Annotated in this window: 13 protein-coding genes; 7 read left to right on the top strand and 6 right to left on the bottom strand. The window is 73.6% G+C overall.

Annotation, left to right across the window (positions count from 1 at the left end):
• Positions 1-9: 9 nt before the first annotated feature.
• On the bottom strand, positions 10-1,491 hold the full coding sequence (locus tag ACIOJE_RS33370; protein WP_400781472.1) for a SulP family inorganic anion transporter: 1,482 nt from the start codon (positions 1,489-1,491) through the stop codon (positions 10-12).
• A gap of 1,019 nt (positions 1,492-2,510) precedes the next feature.
• On the opposite strand from ACIOJE_RS33370, the gene gcl reads away from it, so the two are divergent.
• Positions 2,511-4,292, top strand: a complete 1,782-nt coding sequence (gcl, locus tag ACIOJE_RS33365) for a glyoxylate carboligase (protein WP_280686234.1) — start codon at positions 2,511-2,513, stop codon at positions 4,290-4,292.
• Between the two features lie 143 nt (positions 4,293-4,435).
• Positions 4,436-4,924 (top strand): glutathione peroxidase, encoded by a 489-nt coding sequence (locus ACIOJE_RS33360; RefSeq protein ID WP_280686233.1) that lies wholly within the window; start codon positions 4,436-4,438, stop codon positions 4,922-4,924.
• A 287-nt stretch (positions 4,925-5,211) separates the two neighbouring features.
• On the opposite strand, the gene ACIOJE_RS33355 is transcribed toward ACIOJE_RS33360, so the two are convergent.
• From ACIOJE_RS33355 to ACIOJE_RS33345, 3 genes are all read right to left on the bottom strand, one after another.
• Positions 5,212-5,784: a GNAT family N-acetyltransferase gene (locus tag ACIOJE_RS33355; protein ID WP_400781385.1), complete on the bottom strand. Its 573-nt coding sequence runs from the start codon at positions 5,782-5,784 to the stop codon at positions 5,212-5,214.
• Positions 5,785-5,807: 23 nt separating this feature from the next.
• Entirely contained in the window at positions 5,808-6,401 is a 594-nt protein-coding gene (locus tag ACIOJE_RS33350) for a hypothetical protein (RefSeq protein WP_280686231.1), read from the bottom strand.
• A 74-nt stretch (positions 6,402-6,475) separates the two neighbouring features.
• Entirely contained in the window at positions 6,476-7,399 is a 924-nt protein-coding gene (locus tag ACIOJE_RS33345) for a LysR family transcriptional regulator (protein WP_280686230.1), read from the bottom strand.
• Between the two features lie 96 nt (positions 7,400-7,495).
• On the opposite strand from ACIOJE_RS33345, the gene ACIOJE_RS33340 reads away from it, so the two are divergent.
• The 4 genes from ACIOJE_RS33340 (at position 7,496) to ACIOJE_RS33325 (ending at position 11,549) form a co-directional block, all read left to right on the top strand.
• Positions 7,496-8,200, top strand: coding sequence for a succinate dehydrogenase cytochrome b subunit (locus ACIOJE_RS33340; protein ID WP_280686229.1), 705 nt, complete (start codon positions 7,496-7,498; stop codon positions 8,198-8,200).
• Positions 8,197-10,143 carry a fumarate reductase/succinate dehydrogenase flavoprotein subunit gene (locus tag ACIOJE_RS33335; RefSeq protein WP_280686228.1) on the top strand — a complete coding sequence of 649 codons (1,947 nt, stop codon included), beginning with the start codon at positions 8,197-8,199 and terminating at the stop codon, positions 10,141-10,143. Before ACIOJE_RS33340 ends, ACIOJE_RS33335 begins: the two co-directional genes overlap by 4 nt.
• Entirely contained in the window at positions 10,140-10,877 is a 738-nt protein-coding gene (locus ACIOJE_RS33330) for a succinate dehydrogenase/fumarate reductase iron-sulfur subunit (RefSeq protein ID WP_280686227.1), read from the top strand. Before ACIOJE_RS33335 ends, ACIOJE_RS33330 begins: the two co-directional genes overlap by 4 nt.
• A gap of 369 nt (positions 10,878-11,246) precedes the next feature.
• Positions 11,247-11,549, top strand: coding sequence for a hypothetical protein (locus tag ACIOJE_RS33325; RefSeq protein WP_400781380.1), 303 nt, complete (start codon positions 11,247-11,249; stop codon positions 11,547-11,549).
• A gap of 37 nt (positions 11,550-11,586) precedes the next feature.
• Here the strand turns inward: ACIOJE_RS33325 and ACIOJE_RS33320 are convergent, their stop codons facing one another.
• Together ACIOJE_RS33320 and ACIOJE_RS33315 are read right to left on the bottom strand one after the other, a co-directional pair.
• On the bottom strand, positions 11,587-12,513 hold the full coding sequence (locus ACIOJE_RS33320; RefSeq protein ID WP_400781378.1) for an alpha/beta fold hydrolase: 927 nt from the start codon (positions 12,511-12,513) through the stop codon (positions 11,587-11,589).
• Positions 12,514-12,599: 86 nt separating this feature from the next.
• Positions 12,600-13,535, bottom strand: a complete 936-nt coding sequence (locus ACIOJE_RS33315) for a DUF2797 domain-containing protein (RefSeq protein WP_400781374.1) — start codon at positions 13,533-13,535, stop codon at positions 12,600-12,602.
• A gap of 409 nt (positions 13,536-13,944) precedes the next feature.
• On the opposite strand from ACIOJE_RS33315, the gene ACIOJE_RS33310 reads away from it, so the two are divergent.
• Complete coding sequence (locus tag ACIOJE_RS33310) at positions 13,945-16,089, top strand: restriction endonuclease (protein WP_400781372.1); 2,145 nt, start codon at positions 13,945-13,947, stop codon at positions 16,087-16,089.
• Positions 16,090-16,414 lie beyond the last annotated feature (325 nt).

The raw sequence follows: 16,414 nt of genomic DNA, 5'->3' as shown, positions 1-16,414 counted from the left end.
GGCGGCCGTTCACACGACGGTCGGCAGCGGCGGCTCGACCGCGAGCGGGGCGGTGGAGCGGGCCCGGTGCTGGGCGGCCCACGAGGTGAGGGCCAGCGTGCAGGCGTGGTCCAGGTGGCGCAGCCCGGACCAGTCGAGCTCCACCGGCCGGTCGGCCGGCAGCCGCTCCAGGGTGTCCAGCAGGCGGGGCAGCCGCAGGAAGGTCGCGTTCCCGCTCAGCCGGACGCGCAGCAGTTGCTCGCCGGACGGCAGGACCAGCTCCTCCACGCCGATCTGCAGGTGCGAGGTCTGCCAGGCGGACTTGACCACGGCCAGGCCGATGCCGATCAGCACCCCCTCGAACAGGTCGGTGGCGATGATGGCGGTCGCCGTCACCCCGAGCACCAGCGCCTCGCCCCGGTGGCCGCGGCAGAGCGCGGTGATCCGCCGCAGCGGGACGAGCTTCGCGCCGGCGTGGACCAGGACGGCCGCCAGCGCGGTGAGCGGGACGAGCCCGAGCACGCCGGGCAGCAGCGCGGTGAACAGCAGCAGCCAGACCCCGTGCAGGGTGCGCGAGGCCTTGGTCCGCGCCCCCGCCTGGACGTTGGCCGCGCTGCGAACGATCACCGCGGTCATCGGCAGGGCACCCAGCAGCCCGCAGACGGTGTTGCCGACGCCCTGGGCGGTCAGCTCGCGGTCGTAGTCGGTGCGCCGGCCGTGGTGCATCCGGTCGACGGCGGCGGCGCTGAACAGCGTCTCGGCGGAGGCGATCAGGGTGAAGGCGACGACCGTGCCGAGGCCGGCGGTGCCGACCAGCGCCCCCAGTGCGGCGCGGTCGGGCAGGTGGACGACGTCGAGCAGGCCGGCCACCCGGACCCTCGCCACCGGCAGGTCGGCGAGGGCCGTGACGGCGGCGGCCAGCCCGACCGCGGCCAGCGGTGCGGGGACGCTGCGGGCGACGCGCCCGGGCAGGTACTTCCAGGCGACCAGCACCAGCAGGGTGGCCAGCCCCAGGGCGACCGCGCTCGGGGCGGCCGCGCCGGTGACCGCGTCCGCCAGCAGGGCGGGCAGTCCGGCGATCTTCTCCGGCCCGGTGGCCGGGGCGCGGCGGTCGGCGAGTGCGTACAACTGGCCGAACAGCAGCGTCAGTCCGATGCCGGCCAGCATGCCGTGCACCACCGAGGCGGACATCGCCCGGAACCAGCGGCCGAGCCGTAAGGCCCCCATCGCGATCTGGAGCAGCCCGGTGCCGAGGACGAGCAGGCCGAGCGAACCGACACCGAAGCGCTGGACGGCGTCGTAGACCAGGACGGTCAGGCCGGCGGCCGGACCGCTGACCTGCAGGCTGCTGCCGGGCAGGAGGCCGACCGCCAGGCCTCCGACGATGCCGGTGACCAGCCCCAGCTCGGCCGGGACGCCGGAGGCGACCGCCACCCCGACGCAGAGCGGCAGGGCGACCAGGAACACCACCACCGAGGCGGGCAGGTCGTAGCGCCAGGGGACGGCGCGCAGCGCGGCGAGCGGGAGCCGGCGGCGGCCCGGCGGGGCGGCCTCGCGGGGGCGGCCCGGCGGGTCCTTGCGGCGGCGGGGCAGTCGGCTCACCCGGTCACCACCGGGGAGCGGGCAGGGAGACAGCACATGGGGACACGTTCCTTTCGCACGGCCGCCGCTGCGGGCGCGCCGTCGCTGGGCAGGGGGGCACTGGACAGGGGGTGTCTCCGGCGGCAAAGGGTCGCCGACGGCAGGGGGCACCGGCAGCGGGAGGTCGCCGGTGGCGCGGGCCACCGGATCGGCGGCGGTCAGGCGGAGGTAGCGGGGCGTGGCAGGGCGGGCGCGGCGGAGCGGGCGGTGGACCGCAGGTGCAGGCGACAGCGGTACGGCCGCGGGTCCGGGCGGACCGGACGACGGCGGCGGGTGTCGGGTCGGTGCGGTCAGGGGGTGCGTCCCTCGCTCGGGTGCGGCGGACCGGGCGCGCTGGTCCTGGACGGGACCGGCCGCTGGAGCTCCCCCGCTCCCGGACGATCCCAACTCCCCCTGCCGCGGCCTCAGTTGGACGTCACAGGCCCGGCGTGGCACCGACAGTACCCAGCGGCGCGGGGCGGGCCCACCTCGGACACCGTCCCTTCACCCGCGCTGCACACCGGCCGCGCTTTCCGGCCCGGAACGGCCGCTTCCCCGGGCACACCAGCACGATCGGCGACCAGGTGTACGAACCAGGCCCGTGCAGCACCGTTTGCAGCAAGCAACGAGCCGGCCGGCCCGGAAGGCACCCGGCGCTGGAGGAAGCGGTCATGGCCCAACCGAAGCCACCGTGACAGCCTGGCCCGATACCCGGACGCCACACCCCCGCGCCCGCGGCGACCTGCGGTTTCACACCCCGGAGCCGACTTCCACATTCTGTTGAAGCCCCCCTTGACGCCCCGACGGGCCCCGCCGTACCGTGTTTCCGCATAAAGAAACCATTCTTCCGTATGGTGGAATTCTGGAGATGAGCCCTCCGACCCACTGCGGGCCGACGCAGGAGAAACCCGATGCCTCGTATGACAGCCGCCCGCGCGGCAGTGGAGATCCTCAAGCTCGAAGGCGTTGACGTCGCGTTCGGCGTGCCGGGCGCGGCCATCAACCCGTTCTACGCCGCGCTCAAGGCCTCCGGCGGGATCCGGCACACGCTGGCCCGGCACGTCGAGGGCGCCTCCCACATGGCCGAGGGCTACACCCGCGCCGAGGCCGGCAACATCGGCGTCTGCATCGGCACCTCGGGCCCGGCCGGCACCGACATGATCACCGGCCTGTACTCGGCGATCGCCGACTCCATCCCGATCCTGTGCATCACCGGCCAGGCCCCGGTCGCCCGCCTGCACAAGGAGGACTTCCAGGCCGTCGACATCGCCTCGATCGCCAAGCCCGTCACCAAGGCCGCCACCACCGTGCTGGAGGCCGCGCAGGTCCCCGGCGTGTTCCAGCAGGCCTTCCACCTGATGCGCTCCGGCCGTCCGGGCCCGGTCCTGATCGACCTGCCGATCGACGTCCAGCTGACCGAGATCGACTTCGACCCCGAGGCCTACCAGCCGCTCCCGGTCTACAAGCCGGCCGCCAACCGGATCCAGATCGAGAAGGCCATCGCGCTGCTCCAGGAGTCCGAGCGCCCGCTGATCGTCGCCGGCGGCGGCGTCATCAACGCCGACGCCGCCGACCTGCTGCGGGAGTTCGCCGAGCTGACCGGCGTCCCGGTCGTCCCGACCCTGATGGGCTGGGGCATCGTCCCCGACGACCACGAGCTGAACGCCGGCATGGTCGGCCTGCAGACCTCGCACCGCTACGGGAACGAGAACTTCCTCGCCTCGGACTTCGTCCTGGGCATCGGCAACCGCTGGGCCAACCGCCACACCGGCGGCCTGGACGTCTACACCGCGGGCCGCAAGTTCGTCCACGTCGACGTCGAGCCCACCCAGATCGGCAAGATCTTCGCGCCCGACCTCGGCATCGCCTCCGACGCCAAGGCCGCGCTGGAGCTCTTCGTCCAGGTGGCCGGGGAACTCAAGGCCGCCGGCCGGCTCAAGGACCGCAGCGAGTGGGCCGCCTCCGCCCAGGCCCGCAAGGCGCAGCTGCAGCGCCGCACCCACTTCGACAACGTGCCGATCAAGCCGCAGCGCGTCTACGAGGAGATGAACAGGGCCTTCGGCCCGGAGACCCGCTACGTCACCACGATCGGCCTCTCCCAGATCGCCGGCGCGCAGATGCTGCACGTCTACCAGCCGCGGCACTGGATCAACTGCGGCCAGGCCGGCCCGCTCGGCTGGACCATCCCGGCCGCGCTGGGAGTCGCCACCGCCGACCCCGAGGGCCAGATCGTCGCGCTCTCCGGCGACTACGACTTCCAGTTCATGGTCGAGGAGCTGGCGGTCGGCGCCCAGCACCGGATCCCGTACGTCCACGTGCTGGTGAACAACTCGTACCTGGGCCTGATCCGCCAGGCGCAGCGCAACTTCGACATCGACTTCCAGGTCAAGCTGGAGTTCGAGAACATCAACGCGCCGGAGCTGGGCGTCTACGGCGTGGACCACGTCAAGGTCGCCGAGGGCCTGGGCTGCAAGGCGATCCGGGTCACCGAACCCGAGGGCCTGCTGCCGGCCTTCGAGGAGGCCAAGAAGCTGGCCGCCGAGTTCCGCGTCCCGGTCGTCGTCGAGGCGATCCTGGAGCGGGTCACCAACATCTCGATGGCCGCGGCCGACATCGACAAGGTCAACGAGTGGGAGGAGGTCGCCACCCTCCCCGAGCACGCGCCGACCGCGATCAGGCCGCTCGCGCTCTGACTGGTTGCGCGGGGGCGGACGAGCCGCTCCGTACGCCCCTCGCGCCCGGAACACCAGCGGCGCCGGCACGGTTGAGCCGTCCGGGACCGCTACCGTGTGCCCGGGCGAGAACCCGCTGCCAACCTGCCGAAAGGACCACCACCGTGAGCCTGTACGACATCCCCCTGCGCACGCTCTCCGGCGAGCCCACCTCGCTGGCCGACCACAAGGGCAAGGCGCTGCTGATCGTCAACGTCGCGTCCAAGTGCGGCCTGACCCCGCAGTACGCCGGGCTGGAGCGGCTCCAGGAGCGCTACGCCGGGCGCGGCTTCACCGTGCTGGGCTTCCCGTGCAACCAGTTCGCCGGGCAGGAGCCGGGCAGCGCCGAGGAGATCCAGACCTTCTGCTCGACCACGTACGGCGTGACCTTCCCGCTGTTCGAGAAGATCGACGTCAACGGCGAGGACCGGCACCCGCTGTACCGGCAGCTGACGCAGGTCGCCGACGCCGAGGGCGAGGCCGGCGACGTCGCCTGGAACTTCGAGAAGTTCCTGGTCTCCCCGGACGGCACCGTGGCGGCCCGGATCCGGCCGCGGGTCGACCCGGAGGCGGACGAGCTGACCGCCGCGATCGAGGCCGTGCTGCCGGCCTGACCCGACCGCCGACGGACCGGCCCCGGGCACCCGCCCTGGGGCCGGTCCGTCATTCCCAGGGTCCGTCGAGCAGCCCCTCTCGATTGCCGAGTCGGTCTTCGACTGAACGGAGCCGACAGACCTGCGCACCACTCATGTCCGTTCGCATGGGGGGTTCGTCGAAAGGACCGTCGAGAAGCCCGAGCCGCTGGTGCCGGTGCGGCAGCAGCGGCTTCACAGACCTGGCCGCCCACCGACCGCGCCCGGCCCAGCCCGGCCGACATCACCAACTCGCGCTGCTTCCACCATCAGGCTGGACGGCGCTGCTGATCCCAGCCGTCGATCGGTGTCCACTCGTGCTCCAGGATCGAGTAGGTGATCGAGTCACGCCAGGCGCCGTGAACGAAGACGTGGTCGCGGATCCGCCCGTCCTCGGTCATCCCGGCTCGCAGCAGGGTGCGCTCGGAGGCCTCGTTGAGCGGGGAGCGGGCGGCCCAGATGCGGTGCAGGCCGAGGACGTTGAAGCCGAGGGAGCACAGCAGGTGAACGGTCTCCGTGCCGAAGCCCTTGCCCCACTCGGCCGGGTGGAGGGCGAAGCCGATGGTGGCGGCCTGCTGAGGCTCGGTGGCCAGGCGTGCGTAGCCGATCAGTTGGTGCTCGTCGAGCCGGGTGATGGCGAGGCAGTACTCGGTTCGCGGGGTAGCGTTCGCGGAGTCGATGGAGCGGGCGGTGATCGCCTGGACCTGTTCGCGGGTGCGGGGTTCGAAGCTGAGGTGCCGGGTGGCTTCGGGGTCGCCGTAGATGGCCAGGAGGGCGTCGGCGTCCTCGGGTTCGACCTCGCGCAGTGCCAGGTTGGGGCCGGTCAGGTGAACTGGGGTCATGGCTGCGGAGCCTATCCGTGGGGTCACCGGACGAGGACCGAGGTCGGGGTGGCGGTGAAGGCCTCGATCTCCTCGCGCAGGTCGGCCGCCGCACCGGCGCCGCGGCGGCCGTCGCGGTGCAGTGCGGCGTGGACCCGCTGGGCACTGCTGACGATGCCGAAGTTCCGCCGCTCGACAGGAAGGTCGAGCACCGGGCGGACGGCCTCGACAGCGCCTTCGATCTCTCCCCGGGCGATGCGGGCGAGGGCGAGGTCGGTCTGGGCGCCGGCTTCGTCGCCGAAGGCCCAGTCGTCCTCGGAGGCGTCGCGATAGGCGGCGACGGCGGCCTCGGACTGGCTCTCGCCGAGTGCGGCGTCCTCGCCGAGCTGCACGGTGGCCTCGGCGACGTAGTAGAGCTGGCGGGGCAGCGGAAAGGTCATGATGCCGCCGAAGGCGTCGAGGTCGTCGGATTCGGTGGCCGCGCGGGCGTCCTCGGCCTGCTGGATGGCGGTGCGGGTGGCCTCGCCGTCGCCGAGGAGGGAGTGGGCGCGGGCGGAGAGACAGGCCAGCCAGACGCCGGTGGTGCCACGGACGACCCCGGCCGCGCTCTGCCCGAGCGCGGCGTAGTCGGCGGTCACGAAGACGGTTCAGAGTGTTGTGGCTCCAGTGCACATGCCAGCCACCTTCCGGGTCGCGCCGTGAGGAGCGGACCTCACGGCAGCAACAGCCGCGTCCCCGGCGGGAGTTCGCCGTCCTCGGCGGCGTCGCGCAGGTGGGCCAGCAGGGTGGTGTGCAGCGCCTCCGCGGCACGGGTGAGCGGCACCTCGTGGCCGTGGGCGACGGCGATGGTGCGGCCCAGGCCCGGTTTGGCGAACGGGGTGACGGACAGGCCCGAGCGGGCCGCCACCATGCCGGGCACCACGGCGGGCCCGATCCCGGCCCGGACGAAGCCCAGCACCGCGTCCATCTCGCCGCCCTCCACCGCGAACTCCGGCTCGAAGCCCGCCGCCCGGCAGGCCGCGAGCGTCGCTTCGCGGACGTCGTAGCCCTCGCGGAACATCACCAGCGGGCACCCCCTGAGCTCTGCCACCCGGACCTTGCGCCGGGCCCGCCGCTCGGCGGAGACCAGCACCAGCTCCTCGTGCAGCAGCTCGGTGACCGCGAGGGCGGGCGCCGCCTCGCCGCTCGGCGGGGTGATGATCAGCGCGAGGTCCAGCTCCCCCGCCGCCAGCCAGCGCACCAGGTCGCGCGAGCCGCCCTCGCGCACCCCCAGCGCCACCCCCGGGTAGCGGTCCCGGAACAGCCGCAGCACGTCCGGCACCAGGCTGGTGCACAGGCTCGGCGGCGCGCCCAGCCGGACCCGGCCGCGGCGCAGCTGCACCGTCTCCTGGACGGCCAGGCGGGCGCTCTCGGTGTCGGCGAGGATGCGCCGGGCCAGCGGCAGCAGGGCGTCCCCGGCGTCGGTCAGGGCGATGTTGCCGCGGGTGCGGTGGAACAGCTCGGCGCCCAACTCCCGCTCCAGTGACCGGATCTGTTGCGAGAGGGACGGCTGTGCCACGTGCGCCGCCTCGGCCGCGCGGGTGAAGTGGCGGGTCTCGGCGACGGCGAGGAAGTAGCGGAGTTGCTGGAGCTGCACACGGCCAGGATAGGCCGCGTCGATAGCCGGTGCCTATCGTCGTGAGCCGCAGCATGTCTTGGACGCACCCTGGCGCCCGTCCCTACCGTTGCTGCCATGACAACCGCGACTCGGACGGCCCGGCGCCCGTCCACCCTGGCGACCCTGTGGCGGTCGACCGTCGGCAAGAAGGCGGTGATGGCCGTCAGCGGGCTGGTCATGCTGCTGTACCTGGTCGCGCACATGCTGGGCAACCTCAAGGTCTTCGCCGGCCCCGACGACATCAACGGCTACGCGGCCTGGCTGCGCACCATCGGCCAGCCGTTCCTCGGCCACGAGTGGTTCCTCTGGATCGCCCGGTTCGGCCTGCTCGCCGCCGTCCTGCTGCACGGCGTGTCCGCCTACCAGCTCAGCCGGCGCGACCTCGCCGCCCGGCCGAGCAAGTACGTCCACAAGCGCCGCCGGGCGAGCTACGCGACCCGGACCATGCGCTGGGGCGGGGTGATCCTGGCGCTGTTCATCGTCTGGCACATCCTCGACCTCACCACGCTGACCGTGAACCCGGTCGCCGAGGAGGGCCACCCGTACCAGAACGTCGTGGCCTCCTTCGGCCGCTGGTACGTCGACGTGTTCTACATCGTCGCGATGCTGGCCCTCGGCTTCCACATCCGGCACGGCTTCTGGAGCGCCGCGCAGACCCTCGGCGCCAACAACGCCCGCCGCGACCGGGCGCTGAAGCTGACCGCCAACGGCCTGGCGCTCGTGCTGACCGCAGGCTTCCTGTCCGTCCCCGTGGCCGTGATGACCGGAGTGGTGAGTTGAGCGACTACAGCGACTACCGGGTCGGCGAGCCCATCGCCGACACCAAGGCCCCCACCGGGCCGATCGAACAGCGCTGGGACCAGCGGCGGTTCGACGCCAAACTGGTCAACCCGGCCAACCGGCGCAAGCACACCGTGATCGTGGTCGGCACCGGCCTGGCCGGCGGCGCGGCCGGCGCCACGCTGGCCGAACAGGGCTACCACGTCGTCCAGTTCTGCTTCCAGGACTCCCCCCGGCGCGCCCACTCGATCGCCGCCCAGGGCGGCATCAACGCGGCCAAGAACTACCGCAACGACGGCGACTCGATCCGCCGGCTGTTCTACGACACCGTCAAGGGCGGCGACTTCCGCGCCCGCGAGTCCAACGTGCACCGGCTCGCCCAGGTGTCGGTGGAGATCATCGACCAGTGCGTGGCCCAGGGCGTCCCGTTCGCCCGCGAGTACGGCGGCCTGCTGGACACCCGCTCCTTCGGCGGCGTGCAGGTCTCCCGCACCTTCTACGCCCGGGGCCAGACCGGCCAGCAGCTGCTGCTCGGCGCCTACCAGGCGCTGTCCCGGCAGATCGCCGCCGGGAACGTGGAGATCCACCCGCGCACCGAGATGCTCGACCTGCTCGTCGTCGACGGCCGGGCCCGGGGCATCGTCGCCCGCGACCTGGTCACCGGCGCGATCAGCACCTACACCGCGGACGCCGTGGTGCTCGCCACCGGCGGCTACGGCAACGTCTTCTACCTCTCCACCAACGCCAAGAACTCCAACGCCACCGCGATCTGGCGGGCCCACCGGCGCGGCGCCCACTTCGCCAACCCGTGCTTCACCCAGATCCACCCCACCTGCATCCCGCGCTCCGGCGACCACCAGTCCAAGCTCACCCTGATGAGCGAGTCGCTGCGCAACGACGGCCGGATCTGGGTGCCCAAGGCCCAGGGCGACACCCGGCCGCCGGCCGAGATCCCCGAGGACGAGCGGGACTACTACCTGGAGCGGATCTACCCCGCCTTCGGCAACCTGGTGCCGCGCGACATCGCCTCCCGCGCCGCCAAGAACGTCTGCGACGAGGGCCGCGGCGTCGGCCCCGGCGGGCAGGGCGTCTACCTCGATTTCGCCGACGCCATCCGCCGGCTGGGCCGGGACGCCGTCGCCGCCAAGTACGGCAACCTGTTCGACATGTACGAGCGGATCACCGCCGAGGACCCGTACCAGGTGCCGATGCGGATCTATCCCGCGATCCACTACACGATGGGCGGGCTCTGGGTCGACTACGACCTGCAGACCACCGTCCCCGGCCTGTTCGCCGTCGGGGAGGCCAACTTCTCCGACCACGGCGCCAACCGACTCGGCGCCAGCGCGCTCATGCAGGGCCTCGCCGACGGCTACTTCGTGCTGCCGCCCACCCTCAACGACTACCTGGCCCGCAACCCGCTGCCCGCCGTGCCCACCGACCACCCGTCGGTCGTCGAGGCCGAGGCCGAGGTCGAGGACCGCCTCAACCTCATCCTCTCGGTGGACGGCGACCGCACTCCCGACTCCTTCCACCGCGAGCTGGGCGAACTCCTCTGGGACGAGTGCGGCATGGCCCGCGACGAGGCGGGGCTGCGCCGCGCGCTGGCGCGCATCCCGCAGCTGCGCGAGGAGTTCTGGCGCCGGATCAAGGTGCCCGGCACCGGGCAGGAGCTCAACCAGGCGCTGGAGAAGGCCAACCGGCTCGTCGACTACTTCGAGCTCGCCGAACTCATGTGCCTGGACGCCCTGCACCGCGCCGAGTCCTGCGGCGGCCACTTCCGCACCGAGAGCCAGACCCCCGACGGCGAGGCCGCCCGGCGCGACGAGGAGTACGGCTACGCCGCCGCCTGGGAGTTCACCGGCACCGGCGCCGCCCCCGTCCTCCACCGCGAGGCCCTCGACTTCGAGCACGTCCACCCCACCCAGCGGAGCTACGCATGAACCTCACCCTGCGCATCTGGCGCCAGGCGGGCCCGGACGCACCCGGGTCGATGACCACCTACCAGGTCGGCGGCATCAGCCCCGACATGTCCTTCCTGGAGATGCTCGACACCCTCAACGAGGAGCTGATCACCCTCGGGGACCAGCCCGTCGCCTTCGACCACGACTGCCGTGAGGGCATCTGCGGCGCCTGCGGCATGGTCATCAACGGCCAGGCCCACGGCCCCGAGCGGACCACCACCTGCCAGCTGCACATGCGGCACTTCCAGGACGGCGACACCATCGACGTCGAGCCGTGGCGGGCGGCGGCCTTCCCGGTGGTCAAGGACCTGGTGGTGGACCGCTCCGCCTTCGACCGGATCATCGGCTCCGGCGGCTACATCTCCGCCCCCACCGGCAGCGCCCCCGACGCGCACGCCACGCCCGTCCCCAAGGAGGCCGCCGACACCGCCTTCGAGCACGCCGAGTGCATCGGCTGCGGCGCCTGCGTGGCGGCCTGCCCGAACGGCTCGGCGATGCTGTTCACCTCCGCCAAGGTGGTCCACCTCAACGTGCTCCCCCAGGGCGCGCCGGAGCGCGCGTCCCGGGTGCGGAACATGGTCACGGCGATGGACGCCGAGGGCTTCGGCGGCTGCACCAACACCGGTGAGTGCGCCACCGCCTGCCCCAAGGGCATCCCACTCCCCAGCATCGCCGCGATGAACCGGGAGTTCCTGCGGGCCGCACGCGGCTGACCGGCCTGCCCGCCCGGCCCCACGTCCCCGGCCCCCCCGACCCCGGCCCCACGTCCCCGGCCCCACGTCCTCAGGCGCGGGGCCGACGGCGTGCGACGGGGCGCGCGGGACGTTCGCGCGCTCCCCATCGGAGTGGCGGATCCTCAGGACCGGCGCTCCCGTCCGGAAAATCGCGCTACGGTGGTTCTCCACCACGGAAGGACGGCATATGCCCGAGGTTCAGTCCTGTTCCGGGTGCGGAGGGTCCGGGGGGACCGAGAAGACCGAAGCCACGGTCGAGCGGGACGAGGAAGGAAACACGGTGCCGAGGATCCACACCTTCTGGTCGCCCTGCGGTCGGTGCCACGGATCCGGGACGGTGATCGTCGGATGAGGTTGGTCTTCGAGTGCGTCGAGTGCGGCGGGCACTACCTGCCGCCCGAGAGCATGGCCTACCCGGACGGACCGGCCTCGCCGGTCTGGTGCTCGCGCTGCCAGTCGGCCAAGCACGCCGCCGACGTCCAGGAGGACCCGCTGCTCGCCCGTGTCGCCCTGGCCGCCGCCCGGGCCGCGCTGGCCCGCCGGGTGACGGACGGCGAGCCGACCGCGCGCGGCGACGTCCGTCCGTCCCGGCCGCCGCTGTCCCGCCGGGCCCGGTCCGGCCCGGGCGGGGTCCGCAGCAGGCTGGGCTGAACGTCGACGCCGAGCCGGCGTCGACTCCGAGCAGGCCTCAGCCCCGGGTGGGCGTGGTCGCGAGGAACTGCTCCAGCACGGCCGCGACGGTGTCCGGGGCGTCCTCGGGGCTGTAGTGCCCGACGCCCGGCAGCTCGACGGCCCGGCCGCGCGGGAACGCCTCGGTGAACAGCGGCAGGAAGTGCCGGGCGCCCAGCGTCCGGTCGGCCGCACCCCAGAGCGCGAGGGCGGGCAGCGCCGCCAGGGCGGTCCGGGCCTCGACGGTCGGGGTCTCGAACGCGTGCGCCCCGACCGCGAAGCCCTTCGCCCAGCCGAGCGCCCCGGCCGCCTCCGCCCGGGTGGGGAAGGCCGAGCCGTAGGCGGTCAGCCAGGTGTCGGTGATCAGGGCGTTGTTCTGGAAGCCGTTGAGCTTCAGGATGCTCAGGATCGTGTAGCCGAGCTCGCCGAGGACGGCGTCGAGGGTGCCGTCGGCGTGCGCCCGGGCGATCCAGCGGAACCACGGGGACTCGGCGGCGTTGGCCGCCAGCGCGTCGCCGAGGCCGGGCTGGCCGAACGGCGTCGGCCCGTTGAGGCTGGCCACCCGGGCGATCAGCTCGGGGTGGCGGGCGGCCAGCCCCATGCCGACCGGGCCGCCGAAGTCGTGCAGGACGAGGGTGACGTCGCGCAGGCCGAGGTCGAGGACCAGCGCCTCCAGGTTGTCGACGTGGTCCTGCAGCCGGTAGGTGCGGTCGGCCGGCGTCGCGCTCTTGCCGAAGCCCATGTGGTCCGGGACCACCACCCGGTGGGTCGGGGCCAGGCGGCGGACCAGGTCGCGGAAGAGGTAGCCCCAGGTGAGTTCGCCGTGCAGGCAGAGCAGCACGGGGCCGTCGCCCTCGTCGACGTAGTGCATCGGGAAGCCGGGGGCGGTGCTGAAGTGCGGCGCGTACGGGAAGGTGCCGTCGAAGCTCTCGTGGGCGGCGATCATGGTCGGGCTCGCTCCATGCTGGTAGCAGATTGAAACCGGCACGGGTGAGGCTAAACCCTCTGGTTTCAACAAGCAACCGGTCGAGGTCAGAACAGCGCCTCCTGGGTGTCCGGCTCCGGCGGGCGGACCCGCTCCTCCAGGGCGACGCCCGCCGTGGCGCGCCCCGTGACCGCGGTGAGCGTCCAGCCGGTGAGCAGGCGGGTGTCCAGCAGCAGCGGGCCGGAGCCGTCGGCCTGGTCCAGGAAGAGGTGACGGCCGACCGGCGCCCGCAGGGTGCCCGCGATCACCGCCCCGGCGGCCAGGCCGCCGATCTGCCGGTACGCCTCCGGGGCTCCGCCGGACAGCCCGAACCGCACCACGTGGTCGACCACCGGACGGTCGGCGAGCAGCTCCACGGCGTGGCCGTCCAGCAGGCGGTGTGCCCGGGCCAGGGCCTCGGCGAGCACGGCCCGGCGGTACGGCTCATCGCCGTGCGCCCACCAGTGCTCGGTCTTGAGCCGGACCTTGAACCGCTCGCGGGCCAGCCCCGAGGCGGCGACGGTGAGTTCGGCGCGCCGGATCGCCGGGAGACCACCCCGGGCGGTGAACGCATAGGCCAGCGCCCCCTGTTCGAGCAGCCGGCTGTCGCCGCGCTGCTCGGCGGTCAGGCCGACCTTCAGCAGGCCGTCGCCGAACCAGGCGAGGTAGAGCAGGTACGTCCGGCCGTCGTCGAGGATCCGGTCCCGGGCGAGGGCCAGGCCCCGGTCGACGCTCTGGCAGGCCGGGCACTGCACCGCGCCGCCGTCCGGGGCGATCTCCGCGTGGTGCGGACACGGGGTGCGCTCCGTCGCCCCGGCGAGCCAGGCGCCGGTGCAGCGGCGCGGCCCGCCCAGCAGCCAGCCGACCTCCGCGCCGGGCGTGACGGCCCGCTCGTGCGCCCGGCCGCCGCGTACGGCGCCGAGCAGGGCGCGGCCCTCGTGCCAGCTCAGCCCGGTGGAGACCCAGCCGCCGGGCCGGTCCGGGTGCTGCGGTGCGATCGTCACGGGCAAACCCTCCCTCTCGAACCAGCGAGGGTACCCGCCCCCACCGACAACGCCCGCCCGGCCGCCTCACCGCACTCCCGCCGGGCCCCGGGGGCGGGCGCCGCGGGAGCCCCGAGGGCCTGTCCTCGAACCCCCGCCGTCCGCCCGGCGGGCGGGCCTCGCGGCGTTGGGGTGCGCGGGATGGGGGTACCTCCCGGCCGAAGGCTGGGGGAGCATCACCATGCAGACGGGGGTTTGAGGGAGGGCCCCAGGACCGCCCCCGGCCGATCCGGCCGAAATCCGGCAGCGGTGCAGGTCGCCGGGGCTTGGCCCGGTGGGGTGTTCACGTTCTATTGTTGCGGGCGCGGTGGGCGCCGCGGCCGGGAGGCGGGCGGCGCGACCGGTCCGGCGTGCAATGAAGGGGTGGACGGTGGCGGGGCGGCGGAACGACGGAGTGCTGGCGATCTGGGCGGAGGCGCAGCGGCAGCAGCAGCGCCGGGAGGAGGCCCGCTGGCGGGCCGAGGCGGCGCAGGAGCGCCAGCGGGAGCGCGAACAGCGCGAGGCGCAGCGGGCGGCGGCCCGCAACGAGCGGGAGGCGCAGCGGGCGTACCAGCAGTCCCGGGAGGCGGAGGCGGCCCGACTGACGGCCGAACTGGACTCCCGGGTCGAGGAGTTGCGCGGGCTGCTGGCCGCCGGGCTGCGGGCGCCGGCGTTCGACCCGCAGACGCTGCTGGCACCGCGCCCGGTGCCGCCGTTCGACCCGGGCCCGCTGGGCCAGGCGGTGGCGATGCCCGATCAGGGCGGCCCGAAGTACCACGTGCCGCCGCCGGACCAGGTGCAGGCGCGCAATCCGGGGGTGCGGCGGCAGTACGAGCACTATCTGACGCAGGCCCGGGCCCGGTTCGAGCAGGACTGGTACGCCGCCCAGGCGCAGGAGGCGGACCGGCAGCGCCGGCTGGCCGCCTACCACCAGGAGTACCTGGCCTGGGCGGCGCAGTTCCGCCGCCAGGACGAGGAACGCGCCGCCCGGACCGAGGAGTTGCTGCGCCGGCTGCGCGCGGGCGAGTCGGCGGCGGTGCAGGAGTACTTCACCGCCGGCCTGTACGCCTCGGCGGCCTGGCCGGAGGGCTTCCCGCACCGGCTGGTGGCGGCCTGGGAGGCGTCGACCCGGCAGCTGGTGGTGAACTGGGAGCTGCCCGGCCCGGACGTGGTGCCGGCCGCGTCCCGGGTGCGGTACGTGAAGACGGACGACCGCGAGGCCGAGGTGGCCCGCCCGGCGACGGAGCGCAAGGCGCTGTACCGGGAGGTGCTGGCGCAGTCCGCGCTGCGCCTGGCGGCGGAGCTGTTCCGGGCGGACCGGGACGGGATGCTGGACTCGGTGGTGCTGAACGGCTTCGTCCTCGGCATCGACCCGGCGACCGGCCGGGAGGCGGAGCGCTTCCTGTCCACCCTGACCGCCTCCCGGGCCGAGTTCGCCGGGCTGGCGCTGGACCGGGTGGTGCCGGTGGAGTGCTTCCAGGGCCTGGGCGGCAAGCTGTCCGCGCGCCCGGAGCGGCTGGACGAGGTGCGGCCGGACCGGCTGCCGGAGGCGGTCGGCGGAAGCCTGGCCGGGCACGGCGGCGAGGACGACCCGGACCTGTTCGAGATGGACCCGATCGAGTTCGAGGAGCTGATCGCCGAGCTGTTCCGGCTGCGCGGCTTCCGGGTGATGACCACCGCCCGCAGCGGCGACGTCGGGGTGGACGTGGTGGCCGAGGACCTGGACCCGGTGACCGGCGGCAAGATCGTGATCCAGGCCAAGCGCTACCGGAAGACGGTCCCCCCGACGGCGGTGCGCGACCTGGAGTCGACGGTCCGCCACCACGGGGCGAACAAGGGCATCCTGGTGACCACCGCCGGCTTCGGCCGGGGCTCGTACAGCTACATCGAGGGCAAGCCGCTGACGCTGGTCAGCGGGCCGGAGCTGGTCGAGCTGCTGGCCGAACAGGGGCTGCGCGGGCGGCTCGGCGGGGGCGCCGCGAACGACGGCAAGCCCGCGGCGGCCGCCGCGCCGACGGACCGTCACAGCAGCCTGACGGTCAGCTGGCAGAGCCGGACGGCCGGCGGGGACGCGGTGGAGCTGGACGTCACCGCGTTCCTCTGCGCCGCCGGGCGGGTGCTGAGCGACGAGCACTTCGTGTTCTTCAACAACCCACAGGACCCGGACGGCGCCGTACGGCTGCACCCCACCCACTCGGTGCCGGGCGAGCCCTCCCGGGCGGTCCGGCTGACCCTGGACCTGGAGCGGTTGGCCCCGAAGGTCGACGAGGTAGTGGTCGCCGTCTCCACCGAGGAGGAGGAGCCGCCGGCCCTGCCGCTCGGCTACGTGCACGGCGTCGCCCTGGCGGCGACCTACGGTCCGGGCGCGGCCGGGCCGGCGCAGTGGGCGGCCGGCACCGGCGGTGTGCCGGACAGTGCGATGCTCGTCGGCTCGTTCCAACGCACCGGCGGGGGCTGGCAGTTCAGCCCGTCGGGCCGGGCGGTGACGAACGGTCTGCTCGGGCTGGCGGGCGCGTTCGGCGTCGCGGTGGAGTAGCGCGGGGACCATGGCCCTCAGGGATCGGTGTCATACCTGAGAAGGAGAGGGCCCTCGCCGTACCGCCGGGACGGCGGGGGTCGACCCTCCTCGGGACATACGCATCGCGTTCGGATGGATTGGGAGGATGGAACGGAACCCGAATGTCCGTTCCCGCCCTCAGGAGCACCTCCGTGACGATCCCCGCAACCGCCGTCCGTACCGGCCTGGCGGCCGCCCGCGCCACCGGACTGAACAAGGTCTACGGGGACGGGGAGACCCGCGTCGTCGCCCTCGACAACGTCACCGTGACCTTCCCCCAGGGCGAGTTCACCGCCATCATGGG

Origin of the sequence: Kitasatospora sp. NPDC087861 (assembly GCF_044742585.1) — a bacterium.
Taxonomy (GTDB): Bacteria; Actinomycetota; Actinomycetes; order Streptomycetales; family Streptomycetaceae; genus Kitasatospora.
This window is presented reverse-complemented; position numbering and strand designations above follow the sequence as displayed.